The sequence below is a fragment of the Pseudonocardia sp. KRD291 genome (assembly GCF_019263595.1).
Lineage (GTDB): Bacteria > Actinomycetota > Actinomycetes > Mycobacteriales > Pseudonocardiaceae > Pseudonocardia.
Map to the genome: position 1 here is coordinate 1 of NZ_JADQDD010000178.1, position 12,876 is coordinate 12,876.

14 protein-coding genes are annotated in these 12,876 nt (G+C 70.9%); 10 read left to right on the top strand and 4 right to left on the bottom strand.

From position 1 onward, the window contains the following. The coding region (locus I4I78_RS21635) for a cyclopropane-fatty-acyl-phospholipid synthase family protein (RefSeq protein WP_218613286.1) at positions 1–644 on the bottom strand (644 nt) is incomplete at its 3' end. A gap of 65 nt (positions 645–709) precedes the next feature. On the opposite strand from I4I78_RS21635, the gene I4I78_RS21640 reads away from it, so the two are divergent. After that, entirely contained in the window at positions 710–1,318 is a 609-nt protein-coding gene (locus I4I78_RS21640) for a helix-turn-helix domain-containing protein (protein ID WP_218613287.1), read from the top strand. Here I4I78_RS21640 and I4I78_RS21645 read toward each other — a convergent pair. Both I4I78_RS21645 and I4I78_RS21650 read right to left on the bottom strand, forming a co-directional pair. Continuing rightward, positions 1,275–2,003: a DsbA family protein gene (locus I4I78_RS21645; RefSeq protein WP_218613288.1), complete on the bottom strand. Its 729-nt coding sequence runs from the start codon at positions 2,001–2,003 to the stop codon at positions 1,275–1,277. The genes I4I78_RS21640 and I4I78_RS21645 overlap by 44 nt on opposite strands. 35 nt (positions 2,004–2,038) lie before the next feature. Beyond that, positions 2,039–2,995 (bottom strand): LysR family transcriptional regulator, encoded by a 957-nt coding sequence (locus I4I78_RS21650; RefSeq protein ID WP_218613289.1) that lies wholly within the window; start codon positions 2,993–2,995, stop codon positions 2,039–2,041. A 161-nt stretch (positions 2,996–3,156) separates the two neighbouring features. On the opposite strand from I4I78_RS21650, the gene I4I78_RS21655 reads away from it, so the two are divergent. The 9 genes from I4I78_RS21655 (at position 3,157) to I4I78_RS21695 (ending at position 12,573) form a co-directional block, all read left to right on the top strand. After that, complete coding sequence (locus tag I4I78_RS21655; protein WP_308252281.1) at positions 3,157–3,807, top strand: succinate dehydrogenase cytochrome b subunit; 651 nt, start codon at positions 3,157–3,159, stop codon at positions 3,805–3,807. A gap of 3 nt (positions 3,808–3,810) precedes the next feature. Then, positions 3,811–5,781, top strand: a complete 1,971-nt coding sequence (locus tag I4I78_RS21660; protein ID WP_218613290.1) for a fumarate reductase/succinate dehydrogenase flavoprotein subunit — start codon at positions 3,811–3,813, stop codon at positions 5,779–5,781. Between the two features lie 16 nt (positions 5,782–5,797). Beyond that, on the top strand, positions 5,798–6,553 hold the full coding sequence (locus I4I78_RS21665; protein ID WP_218613291.1) for a succinate dehydrogenase/fumarate reductase iron-sulfur subunit: 756 nt from the start codon (positions 5,798–5,800) through the stop codon (positions 6,551–6,553). 150 nt (positions 6,554–6,703) lie between these two features. Further along, entirely contained in the window at positions 6,704–7,300 is a 597-nt protein-coding gene (locus I4I78_RS21670) for a sigma-70 family RNA polymerase sigma factor (protein WP_308252282.1), read from the top strand. Further along, on the top strand, positions 7,297–8,055 hold the full coding sequence (locus tag I4I78_RS21675) for a methylated-DNA--[protein]-cysteine S-methyltransferase (protein WP_218613293.1): 759 nt from the start codon (positions 7,297–7,299) through the stop codon (positions 8,053–8,055). The genes I4I78_RS21670 and I4I78_RS21675 overlap by 4 nt, the downstream gene beginning before the upstream one ends. A 58-nt stretch (positions 8,056–8,113) precedes the next feature. Then, positions 8,114–8,779: an alpha-ketoglutarate-dependent dioxygenase AlkB gene (locus I4I78_RS21680; protein WP_218613294.1), complete on the top strand. Its 666-nt coding sequence runs from the start codon at positions 8,114–8,116 to the stop codon at positions 8,777–8,779. A 208-nt stretch (positions 8,780–8,987) separates the two neighbouring features. After that, entirely contained in the window at positions 8,988–9,788 is an 801-nt protein-coding gene (locus I4I78_RS21685) for a hypothetical protein (protein ID WP_218613295.1), read from the top strand. 5 nt (positions 9,789–9,793) lie between these two features. Continuing rightward, positions 9,794–11,806: a fumarate reductase/succinate dehydrogenase flavoprotein subunit gene (locus tag I4I78_RS21690; RefSeq protein ID WP_226380183.1), complete on the top strand. Its 2,013-nt coding sequence runs from the start codon at positions 9,794–9,796 to the stop codon at positions 11,804–11,806. Next, positions 11,806–12,573: a succinate dehydrogenase/fumarate reductase iron-sulfur subunit gene (locus I4I78_RS21695; RefSeq protein ID WP_218613296.1), complete on the top strand. Its 768-nt coding sequence runs from the start codon at positions 11,806–11,808 to the stop codon at positions 12,571–12,573. The genes I4I78_RS21690 and I4I78_RS21695 overlap by 1 nt, the downstream gene beginning before the upstream one ends. A 73-nt stretch (positions 12,574–12,646) precedes the next feature. On the opposite strand, the gene I4I78_RS21700 is transcribed toward I4I78_RS21695, so the two are convergent. Then, the coding region (locus I4I78_RS21700) for a hypothetical protein (RefSeq protein WP_218613299.1) at positions 12,647–12,876 on the bottom strand (230 nt) is incomplete at its 5' end.

The following is a 12,876-nucleotide window of genomic DNA, read 5'->3' on the forward strand; positions in this document are numbered from 1 at the left end:
GTCTCGCCGCCGGGGCCGGTGGCCGGGCGCCGGGGCATGTCCGCCCGCACGATCGTCCAGCGCTGCGGGTCGAGGTCGAGCTCCGCCGCGATCTCGGTGGGGGAGGGGAAGCGGGTGTCCGGGTCCTGGTTCCACGACCAGGGCGCGACGGAGCCGTGGTCGACGACCAGGAGCAGCCCACCGGGCCGCAGCGCCTCCGCCGCGCTGCGCAGGACCCGGTGCCGCGGCAACGTGAACGGCGTGTGCAGGTACTGGGCCGAGATCAGGTCGAACTCCCCGCGGGGGAAGGTCCGGGCGAGGTCGTGCCGTTCGGTGGTGACCCGGCCGGAGAGGCCGAGCTCGGCGGCCAGGTCCCGGACCGCGTCGACGGCGGTGCCCGAGATGTCCACGGCGGTGACGTCCCAGCCCCGGCGGGCGAGCCAGGTCGTGTCGCCGCCGGCGCCGCAGCCCAGGTCCAGTGCCGTGCCGGGAGGCAGGGACGCGACGGTCTCGGCGAGCAGGGGGTTCGCCCGGCCGCCCCAGGTGCTGCGGGCGCCGTAGAGCTCCTCCCAGAACCGGGTCGCGTCGGCGTCGGTCCGCGGGTCGTCGCCGGGAGTGGCGCCGTCGGTGTCGGGGGCCGCTTCGGTGCTGTCGTGTGCGTTCACAAGATCAGCGTCGGGGCGGTGATGTCATACTTGCAAGGAAACTTGCGGATCCGCATTATGGCGTCATGGGTGCGGTCGAGCGGGACGTGTTGGCCGGGGTCGGGTCACGGCTGCGGGCGCTGCGCAGGGCGCGCGGTGCGACCCTGTCCGACCTGGCCGGGGAGACCGGCCTGACCTCGAGCACGTTGTCCCGGCTGGAGAACGGGCGGCTGCGCCCGACCCTGGAGCAGCTGCTGCCCCTGGCACGGGCCCACGGGGTGCCGCTCGACGACCTGGTCGAGGCCCCGCCGACCGGCGACCCGCGCATCCACCTGCGCCCGGTCCGTCGGCACGGGCTGGTCTTCGTCCCGCTCACCCGCAGGGCGGGCGGCGTCCAGACCTTCAAGGTGATCTACCCGCCGGCCGGCCGGGCGGTCACGACCGAGCTGCAGACCCACGACGGCTACGAGTGGTTCTACGTGCTCAACGGCCGGGTGCGGTTCGTACTGGGTGAGCGCGACCTCGAGCTCGGGCCGGGGGAGGCGGCCGAGTTCGACACCCGGGAGCCGCACTGGATCGGCAGTGCGGGCGAGGAGCCCGCGGAGACGCTGGCGATGTTCGGCGTCCAGGGCGAGCGCGCCCACCTGAGCGCTACTTCTTCTGCCGCCGGCTCCCGCCGTGCCAGTCCTGGGTGACTCCGACCTCGTCGGTGGGCACCCCGAGCGCGCGCAGCTGGGGGAGCTCGCGCAGGCTCCGCTTCAGCTCGGCGAAGCCACCGAACCGGGCCAGCCCGACGACGTGGTCCCACAGCGGGACCGCGTCCTGCTCGGACGGCAGCCGGCTGATCACCGGGCCGAAGAACGCGACGCCCTCCGGCGGCTCGAAGTGCAGGATCGGCGTGCCGACGTCCTTGCCGGTCAGCGCCAGCGCCTCGTCGGTCTCGGCCTGGACGACGGCGTCGCGGGAGGTGTCGTCGAGCGCGTCGGCGAGTCCGCCGGGCAGCCCGAGGCCGTCCAGGACGGGCGCCACGAACTCCGCGGTGCCGCGACGGGCGTGGAACCCGGCCTCGTCCGGGACCGGCTCCCGGTCGAAGACCGCCGCGCCGAGCGCGGCGTAGAGGCCGTCGACCGCCTCCGGGCCGTGGGCCTCCCGGGTCGCGGCGCACATCCGCAGCAGCCGCAGCCCCGCCGTGTGCCCGGCCTCGTACTCCGGTGGGAAGTGCGCGGCGTAGTCGATGTGGCTGTTCAGCAGCCGCAGCGAGATGAACCGCCATTCCACCGAGTAGTCGCGTTGCTCGGCGACCATGCGCACCCACTTGCTGGTCATCCAGGCGAACGGGCACACCGGGTCGAAGTAGAAGCGCAGGTCGGCGTCGGTCACACCGGCGAGACTAGGCCCGCCGTGCGGGGCCGCGCTCACTCGAGCAGTTCCCGCCCGGTGCGGTGCCGGGGCAGGACCTGAACGTCGGTCGCGATGCCGTCGCGCACCTCGGTCTCCGAGAGGTGCTCGAGCAGCGTGTCCGCGAACGCCGTCACCGCCGGGCTGGGCGCGATGTCGGCGCGGCGGGCCAGCGCCACCGTCCGGTGCAGCGCCGGGGTGAGAATCGTGCGGCGCAGTCGCGGACGACCGGCGAACACCAGGTCGGGAACCACCGCGACGCCGGTCCCGGCCTCCACCATCCGCAGCACCGCGTCCATCTGCCCGCCCTCCACCGCGATCCGCGGCGTCACCCCGGCCACGGCGTAGGCCCGCAACGTCACCTCGCGCAGGTCGTAGCCCTGGCGCACCATCACCAGGCTGTGCCGGGACAGCTCGGCGACGCTCATCGAACCGCGGGTGGTCAGCGGTCGGCGTCCGCGCGGCGAGGCGACCGAGAGACGTTCGCGCAGCAGCGGTGAGGTGTGCAGGGCCGGGTCGACGCCGTCCGGCGGGACGATCACCAGCGCGATGTCCAGGTCGCCGCGCACCAGGTCGGTGACCAGCGGTTGCGACCCGTCCTCGGCCAGCTCGACGTGGATCTCCGGGTGGCGCTGGTGGAACACCCGCAGGACGTCGGCGAGCACGCCGATGCAGAGCGACGGCGTCGCCCCGATCCGGACCCGGCCGCGCTGCAGGCCGACGAGCTCGGCGACCGTCGTGCGCGCCATCTCGGCGTCGGCGAGCATCCGCCGGGCCAGCGGGAGCACCACCTCCCCGGCGGGCGTGAGCGTGACCGTCGTGCCACGGTTGACCAGCGGGGAGCCCAGCTCGGTCTCGAGCGAGCGCAGCGCCCGGCTCAGTGTCGGCTGGGACACACCCGACTGGTCGGCCGCCCGAGTGAAGCTCCGCACGTTCGCAACCGCGACGAAGTACAGGAGCTGCTGAAGTGTCACGGGTATAGCGTACGGCTATCGGTTACTGCCGACCGATGCATTGGACCGCCCCCCACTTCGATATGTGCACTGGCGTCGTGGCCACAGTGACGTCCCAGAAATCTCCGCGGAAGGACCCCGGTCCCTCCGCCCCGGCCCGACGACGGCCGAAGCTCCCCGGCGTGCTGCTCAAGTTCGTGATGGCGGTCAGTGGGGCGTTCCTGCTGCTGTACCTCGTGCTGCACATGGTGGGGAACCTCAAGATCTTCTTCGGCGGCCCCGCCCTCGACGCGTACGCGGCCTGGCTGCGCACGCTGCTCGAGCCGGCCGTGCCCTACGAGGGCGTGCTCTGGTTCGTCCGGGTCGTGCTGTCGGTGTCGGTGATCGCGCACATCTGGTCGGCCGTGCTGCTCACGCTGCGGGCCCGCAGTGCGCGCCCGGTGAAGTACGCCGGCGGCAACCACAAGGTGAAGGGCAGCTACGCCGCCCGGACCATGCGATGGGGCGGGGTGATCATCGCCCTGTTCGTGGTCTACCACCTGCTCGACCTGACCACCGGCACGCTGAACCCGAACGGCGTGCACCTGCAGGTCTACGACAACGTCGCCGCGGACTTCGCGCCCTCGCGCTGGTACGTGACGCTGTTCTACGTCCTGGCCGTGGTCGCGGTCGGGCTGCACGTGCGGCACGGACTCTGGTCCGGGCTGCAGACGCTCGGCGCGTCGAACAACCGCCGCGAGCGCCCGCTGAAGATCTTCTCGGCCGTGTTCGCGGTCGTGTTGACCGTCGGCTTCCTGGCCGTCCCCCTCGCCGTCACGTTCGGAGTGGTCTGACCCATGACTGACGCGCACACCACCACGCCCGTCAACTACAGCGACTACGAGACCGGCGAGCCGGTCGTCGACAAGGCCGGTCCCTCCGGGCCGATCGAGACCCGCTGGGAGCGGCGCCAGTTCGGCGTCAAGCTCGTCAACCCGGCCAACAAGCGGTCCAAGAAGATCATCGTCGTGGGCTCCGGCCTGGCCGGCGGCGCCGCGAGTGCCACCCTCGGCGAGGCCGGCTACCAGGTCAGCACGTTCTGCTACCAGGACAGCCCGCGCCGCGCGCACTCGATCGCCGCGCAGGGCGGGATCAACGCCGCGAAGAACTACCGCAACGACGGCGACAGCGTCTACCGGCTGTTCTACGACACCGTGAAGGGCGGCGACTTCCGGGCGCGGGAGTCGAACGTGCACCGCCTGGCCGAGATCAGCCGCAACATCATCGACCAGTGCGTCGCCCAGGGCGTCCCGTTCGCCCGCGAGTACGGCGGCCTCCTGGACACGCGCAGCTTCGGCGGCGTGCAGGTCTCGCGGACGTTCTACGCCCGCGGCCAAACCGGCCAGCAGCTGCTGCTCGGCGCCTACCAGGCCCTCGAGCGCCAGATCCACGCCGGCACGGTGACCATGTTCCCGCGCCACGAGATGCTCGAGCTGATCGTCGTCGACGGCCGGGCGCGCGGCATCGTCACCCGCGACATGATCTCCGGCGAGGTTGAGACGCACCTCGCCGACGCCGTCGTGCTCGCCTCCGGCGGCTACGGCAACGTGTTCTACCTGTCGACCAACGCCAAGGGCTGCAACGTCACCGCGTCCTGGCGCGCGCACCGCAAGGGCGCGCTGTTCGCGAACCCGTGCTTCACCCAGATCCACCCGACCTGCATCCCGGTCTCCGGCGACCACCAGTCGAAGCTGACCCTGATGTCGGAGTCGCTGCGCAACGACGGCCGCGTCTGGGTCCCGAAGCAGCTCGGCGACGACCGCGGGCCGAACGAGATCCCGCACGACGAGCGCGACTACTTCCTCGAGCGCAAGTACCCGGCGTTCGGCAACCTGGTCCCGCGTGACATCGCGAGCCGGGCGGCCAAGGAGGTCTGCGACGAGAAGCGCGGCGTCGGCCCGTCCGGCCTGGGGGTCTACCTCGACTTCGACGACGCCATCCAGCGCCTCGGTCGCCCGGCCGTCGAGGCCAAGTACGGCAACCTGTTCGAGATGTACGAGCGGATCACCGGCGAGGACCCGTACAAGGTCCCGATGCGGATCTTCCCGGCCGTGCACTACACGATGGGCGGGCTGTGGGTCGACTACGACCTGCAGTCGACCATCCCGGGGCTCTACGTGGCAGGCGAGGCGAACTTCTCCGACCACGGTGCGAACCGCCTGGGCGCCTCCGCGCTGATGCAGGGCCTGGCCGACGGCTACTTCGTGCTGCCGAACACGATCGGGGACTACATCGCGACGAACAACCTCGACCCGGTCCCCGACGACGCACCCGAGGTGCTCGAGGCGCGCCGGAGCGTCGACGACCGCGTCGAGACGCTGCTCTCGATCAACGGCACCCGCACCGTCGACTCGTTCCACCGCGAGCTGGGCCAGATCATGTGGGACTACTGCGGGATGGAGCGGACCGAGGAGGGGCTGCGCAAGGCGCTGGACCTGATCCCGGAGCTGCGCCGCGAGTTCTGGAACAACGTCAAGGTGCCCGGCACCGGGGCCGAGCTCAACCAGAGCCTGGAGAAGGCGGGCCGGGTGGCCGACTTCTTCGAGCTGGCCGAGCTGATGTGCCTGGACGCGCTGCACCGCAACGAGTCCTGCGGCGGGCACTTCCGCGGCGAGAGCCAGACCCCGGACGGCGAGGCGGCTCGCGACGACGACAACTTCGGCTACGCCGCGGCCTGGGAGTTCACCGGCCGCGGTCAGGCACCCGTGCTGCACAAGGAAGAGCTCGAGTTCGAGTACGTGCACCCGACCCAGCGCAGCTACAAGTGACACAGCGGAGCTACAAGTGAAACTCAACCTCAAGGTCTGGCGGCAGCGCGACTCGGTCGACAAGGGCCGCATGGTCAACTACGAGGTCGACGCGGACGAGGACATGTCCTTCCTCGAGATGCTCGACGTCCTCAACGAGAAGCTCATCCTCGCCGGGGACGAGCCGGTCGCGTTCGACCACGACTGCCGTGAGGGCATCTGCGGCGCCTGCAGCATGGTGATCGACGGCCAGCCGCACGGTCCGCAGAAGGCCACGACCACCTGCCAGCTGCACATGCGCCACTACTCCGACGGCGACTCGATCGTCGTGGAGCCGTTCCGCGCCGGTGCGTTCCCGGTGATCAAGGACCTGGTCGTCGACCGCGGCGCGTTCGACAAGGTGATCCAGGCCGGCGGGTACGTCTCGGTGAACACCGGGTCGGCCCCGGACGCGCACGCCACCCCGGTGTCGAAGGTGGCGGCGGACCGTTCGTTCGCCGCGGCCAACTGCATCGGCTGCGGCGCGTGCGTGGCGGCCTGCCCGAACGGGTCGGCCTCGCTGTTCCTGGGGGCCAAGCTGACCCACCTCGGTGAGATGCCGCAGGGCCAGCCGGAGCGCTACGAGCGCGTCGTGAACATGGTCGAGACCCACGACGACGCCGGCTTCGGCGGCTGCACCAACACCGGTGCGTGCGCGACGGCGTGCCCCAAGGAGATCCCGCTCGACGTGATCTCCCAGCTCAACCGCGACTACCTCAAGGCGACGGTGGCGGGGCGGCGCAACCGGGGCTGAGTCCCGGCACGGTCACACGACGGCACGGCCACACGACGGCCCGGCACACCCACGGCGGTGTGCCGGGCCGTCGGCGTGTGCGTCCTGGAGCGCAACCGTCGCGGACGGCCCGGGGTTCAGCCCGTCGTGATGAGTGGGATCGTCGACGACGTGGGCCAGAGGGCGGACGAGGCGGAGTCCCGTCTGCGGGCGCATCTCGTCTCGGACCTCGACGGCGGCTTCGCCGCGCTGGTCCGGGAGCACCGGGGCGTCGTCTACTCGGTGGCGCGGCAGTTCTCGCGGGACCGCTCCGACGCCGAGGACCTGGCCGCGGATGCGTTCCTGCGGGCCTACCGGGCACTGCGCGGCTACGACGCCGGGCGTCTGGAGACCCTGCGCCTGCGGCCGTGGCTGCTGGCGATCCTGCGCAACACGGCCCGCAACGCCGCCCGGGACCGGGCGCGGCGCCCGGCCCCACCGCCGGCGTTCGAGACGGCGGACGAGCCCGCAGGCGGCGCGAGCGTCGAGCAGCGGGCCGAGTCGGCCGACGTCCAGCGCGAGCTGGGCGCGCTGCTGGCGCAGCTGCCCGAGGTGCAGCGCACGGCCGTCGTGCTGCGGCACGTGGTCGGGCTGGGCACCGCCGAGGTGGCCGAGGTACTGGGGTGCCCCGAGGGGACGGCGAAGTCGCACGTGTCCCGGGGTCTGCGACGACTGCGCCCGCTGGTCGAGAACCGGCCCGGGCTGCGCGAGGAGGGAAGGAACCGATGACCGGGACGACGATCGAGCAGGCACTGGCGGGTCTGGCCGGCGAGGCACCGGACGGGCTGGAGGACAAGGTGTTCACCGGCTGGCTGAGCACGCCGAGCAGGCTGGGCGAGGTGTTCGTGGCGTTCACGACCGACGGGGTGCAGTTCGTGCGCTCGGCCGAGTCGGTGGGGTCCGACCCGGACGCGTTCGCGCAGGCCTACCGGGACCGGTTCGGCCGCCCGCTGCGCCCGGCCGGGCGCGGCCCCGCCGGACTCGCCCCGGCGCTGACCGGCCGCACCGGGGGCCCCCGACTGGACCTGCGCGGACTCTCCGACTTCGAACACGACGTGCTGGACGCGACGCGCCGGATCCCGTCCGGCCAGGTGCGCCCGTACTCCTGGGTCGCCCGTGAGGCCGGACGTGCGAAGGCGGTCCGCGCGGTCGGATCGGTACTGGCCCGCAACCCGGTGCCGCTGCTGATCCCGTGCCACCGCGTGGTGCGCAGCGACGGCGCGCTGGGGGAGTACATGTTCGGTCCGGAGCACAAGCAGGCGCTGCTGCGCGAGGAGGACCTCGACCTCGACCGCCTGGCCGGGCTCACCGACCGCGGCGTGCACTACCTGGGCAGCGACACCACCGGGGTCGTGTGCTTCCCGACCTGCCACCACGCCCGCCGGATCACCGACGCGCACCGACGCCCGTTCGCCCGGGTGGAGAAGGCCCTGGCCGAGGGCTACCGCCCCTGCCGCGATTGCCGCCCCGCCGTCCCGGCCTGAGCGGATCGGCGCCGACGGCCTCGTCGCGGGCGCCACGGACAGGAGGAGTGTGGGGAGCGTGTACGAGCTGATCCCGCGTCCGCGGCGGACGTTGGCGCCGGGGGCGGTGCACGTCCCGGGCTGGCTGGACCTCGACCGTCAACGGGATCTGGTGCTCGCCTGCCGGGCGTGGGCCTCGGAGGGACCCGGGATCCGGGCCGCGACGCTGCCGAGCGGGGCCACGATGTCGGTGCGCACGGTGTGCCTGGGCTGGCACTGGATCCCGTACCGCTACTCGCGCACCCGCGACGACCAGGACGGATCGCCGGTCGCGCCGTTCCCGGACTGGCTCGCCGACCTCGGACGGGAGGCGGTGGCCGCGGCGTACGACGGGGGCGCCGAGGACTACGCACCCGACGTGGCTCTGGTCAACTTCTATGACGGCGACGCCCGGATGGGTCAGCACCGCGACGTCGAGGAGCGCTGCGACGCACCCGTCGTCTCGCTGTCGCTGGGCGCGGGGTGCGTGTTCCGGTTCGGCAACCCCGAGCACCGCGGGAAGCCCTACACCGACGTCGACCTGCTCTCCGGCGACCTGGTCGTGTTCGGCGGGGCGAGCCGGTTCGCCTACCACGGGGTCCCCCGGCTCGGTAGCGACGCCGGCCCACCCGAGATCGGTCTGCGGTCCGGGCGGCTGAACGTCACGTTGCGGATGTCCGGCCTCACGGACCGTCATCGGGAGTGATCGTCGCCGACGGCCGCCGGAATCGTGTGACCCGTGTCTCTCGCTGCTGTTCGTAGGTGAACCTCACCGGGCTCACGTGTGATGTCCGTCGTACGCTGCCTCAACCTTGTCGTGCGAGAGAACCGCCGCGGCACCGTGAAACAGCAGGGACACGACGTCGTGTCCGGACGACGACACCGACGTCGGCGAAACAGAGGAGCTCCTCCGCGTGTCATCCACCACTGACGCGTCCACCGGCCGGGCGCAGATCGCGGCACGGACGCTACGCACGGACCGCTGGTGGTTACCGCCGCTGGCCAACGCGGTCGGTCTCGCGGCCTGGGTCGCCTACGCGACCGTGCGTGCGTTCATGCAGGACTACTACTACGTGCCGGAGTACGGGTACCTGACTCCGTTCTACTCTCCCTGCGTCTCCACCGGCTGCGTGCCGGAGGCATCGCACTTCGGACAGATCCTCCCGGACGTCTGGTGGCTGCCCTACGCGGCGATCTCGCTGCCGTTCCTGCTGCTGTTCCGGCTCACCTGCTACTACTACCGCAAGGCCTACTACCGGGCCTTCTGGCTCTCCCCGCCGGCCTGCGCCGTGGCCGAGCCGCACAAGAAGTACTCGGGTGAGACGCGCTTCCCGCTGATCATGCAGAACCTGCACCGGTACTTCTTCTACATCGCGGGCCTGATCACCCTGATCAACCTCTACGACGCGATCGAGGCGTTCTTCAAGCCGGGCGGCGGGTTCGGGCTGGGCCTGGGCAACATCATCCTGCTGGTCAACGTGGTCCTGCTGTTCGCCTACACGCTGTCGTGCCACTCCTGCCGCAGCGGCGTCGGGGGACGGATCAACCACTTCTCCCGGCACCCGGTGCGCTACAAGATGTGGACCTTCGTCACCAAGCTCAACACCCGGCACATGCAGTTCGCCTGGGCGACGCTGGCCAGCCTGGCGATCACCGACTTCTACATCATGGCCGTCTCGGCCGGATGGATCACCGACCTGCGGATCGTGGGGTGAACGACATGAGCGAGAGCACGGGATCGGTGCGCGCGGACGTCACGCAGGGCGCGGCTCCGCACACCGGCGAGGCCCATACCGACGAGAACATCGAGCAGCACGACTACGACGTCGTCGTGATCGGTGCCGGCGGCGCCGGGCTGCGCGCGGCGATCGAGGCGCGGCTGCAGGGCAAGCGCACCGCGATCATCTCCAAGTCGCTGTTCGGCAAGGCGCACACGGTGATGGCCGAGGGTGGCTGCGCGGCCTCGATGGGCAACGCGAACCCGAACGACAACTGGCAGGTCCACTACCGCGACACCATGCGCGGCGGGAAGTTCCTGAACAACTGGCGGATGGCCGAGCTGCACGCCAAGGAGGCCCCGGACCGGGTCTGGGAGCTCGAGACCTACGGCGCCCTGTTCGACCGGCTGCCCGACGGCACCATCAGCCAGCGCAACTTCGGTGGCCACACCTACCCGCGGCTGGCCCACGTCGGTGACCGCACCGGCCTGGAGCTGATCCGCACGCTGCAGCAGAAGGTCGTGTCGCTGCAGCAGGAGGACTTCAAGGCCACCGGCGACTACGAGTCGCACATCCGGGTCTTCCACGAGTGCACGATCACCGAGCTGTTCAAGACACGCCAAGAAGGAGACAGCACAGCAAAGATCGCGGGCTGCTTCGGCTACTTCCGCGACAACGGACGCTTCGTGCGCTTCGACGCGCCGGCGATCGTGCTGGCCACCGGCGGCGTGGGCAAGAGCTACTCGGTCACGTCGAACTCCTGGGAGTACACCGGCGACGGCCACGCGCTGGCCCTGCGCGCCGGCGCGACGTTGATCAATATGGAGTTCCTGCAGTTCCACCCGACCGGGATGGTCTGGCCGCCGTCGGTGAAGGGGATCCTGGTCACCGAGTCGGTCCGCGGCGACGGCGGCGTCCTGCGCAACTCCGACGGCAAGCGGTTCATGTTCGAGTACGTGCCGGACGTGTTCAAGGACCAGTACGCGACCACCGAGGAGGAGGGCGACCGCTGGTACGAGGACGCGGACAACAACCGCCGTCCCCCGGAGCTGCTGCCCCGCGACGAGGTCGCCCGCGCGATCAACTCCGAGGTCAAGGCCGGCCGCGGCAGCCCGCACGGCGGGGTGTTCCTCGACATCGCCTCTCGGCTCAAGCCCGAGCAGATCCTCAAGCGGCTCCCGTCGATGCACCACCAGTTCAAGGAGCTGGCCGACGTCGACATCACCAAGGAGCCGATGGAGGTCGGCCCGACCTGCCACTACGTGATGGGCGGCGTCGAGGTCGACCCGGACACCGCGATGTCGATCGTGCCGGGCCTGTTCGCCGCCGGTGAGGTCGCCGGCGGCATGCACGGCTCCAACCGGCTCGGCGGCAACTCGCTGTCGGACCTGCTGGTGTTCGGTCGCCGGTCGGGCCTGCACGCCGCGCAGTACGTCGACTCGCTGGGCGCCGCGCCCGCGATCGCCGAGGCCGACGTCTCCGCGGCGCTCGACCGCGCCCTGCTGCCGTTCTCCACGGCCACCGACGGCGGGGAGAACCCGTTCCAGGTGCAGCAGGAGCTGCAGAAGACGATGCACGAGCTGGTGGGCATCATCCGCAAGGAAGACGAGATGGAGATGGCCCTCAAGAAGCTCGAGGACATCGCCACCCGTACCCGCACCGTCTCGGTGTCCGGCCACCGGGAGTTCAACCCCGGCTGGCACCTGGCGCTGGACCTGCGGAACATGCTGCTCGTCTCGCTCTGCGTCGGGAAGGCCGCGCTGGAGCGTCAGGAGAGCCGCGGCGGGCACACCCGCGACGACTTCCCGGTGATGGACTCCGACTGGCGGCACCTGCTGCTGGTCTGCTCCGCACTCGGCGAGGACAACGTGGAGCTGACCCGCAAGGAGCAGATCGCGATGCGTCCGGAGCTGTTCGACCTGTTCGAGCTCGACGAGCTGAAGAAGTACTACACCGGCGAGGAGCTCGGCGGGCACCGAGCCGATCACGGCAGCGCCGGAGAGGGAGCCTCCTGATGGCCGAGTCCACATCTCACCTGCACCACTTCAAGGTCTGGCGGGGCGACGACGAGAAGGGCGAGATCGTCGACTACCCGGTGGAGGTGAACGAGGGCGAGGTCGTCCTCGACATCATCCACCGCCTGCAGGCCACCGAGGCCAACGACCTGGCGGTGCGCTGGAACTGCAAGGCCGGCAAGTGCGGGTCCTGCTCGGCGGAGATCAACGGGCGTCCGAGCCTGATGTGCATGACCCGGATGAACACCTTCGCCGACGACGAGCCGGTCACGGTGACGCCGCTGCGCACGTTCCCGGTGATCCGGGACCTGGTGACCGACGTGTCGTTCAACTACACGAAGGCCCGCGAGATCCCGAGCTTCGAGCCGCCGAAGGACCTGGCGCCGGGCGAGTACCGGATGCAGCAGGTCGATGTGGAGCGCTCGCAGGAGTTCCGCAAGTGCATCGAGTGCTTCCTGTGCCAGAACACCTGCCACGTGGTGCGTGACCACGAGGAGAACAAGGAGAACTTCGCCGGCCCGCGCTACCTGATGCGGATCGCGGAGCTCGACATGCACCCCCTCGACGCCGCCGACCGGCAGCTCGACGCGCAGGACGAGCACGGCCTGGGCATGTGCAACATCACCAAGTGCTGCACCGAGGTCTGCCCCGAGCACATCAAGATCACCGACAACGCGCTGATCCCGATGAAGGAGCGCGTGGTCGACCGCAAGTACGACCCACTGGTCTGGCTCGGCAGCAAGATCTTCAAGCGCTCCGGCGCCTGACCCCGTCCCCACGAGCGGTGCTCCCGTCGGAACCTTTCCGACGGGAGCACCGCTCGTCGCATGCGGCGGGGGCTCAGCCCAGGGAGCGGCGGATCTCGGCGAGACGGTCGGCGGCCTTCTTCTCGCGCTCGGCCTGCTGCTCGTCGGCGTCGCGGACGCGGTCGGTGTCCCCGGCCAGCTCGCCCGCGCCGAGCGAGGTGGCGTAGCGGCTCTCGATCTTGTCCCGGACGTGGTCCAGGCTCGGGGTGCCGTGCTCGTCGTAGTCCGGCGCCGGGGTGGCGTCCGGCGGGGTGAGGTCGGCGG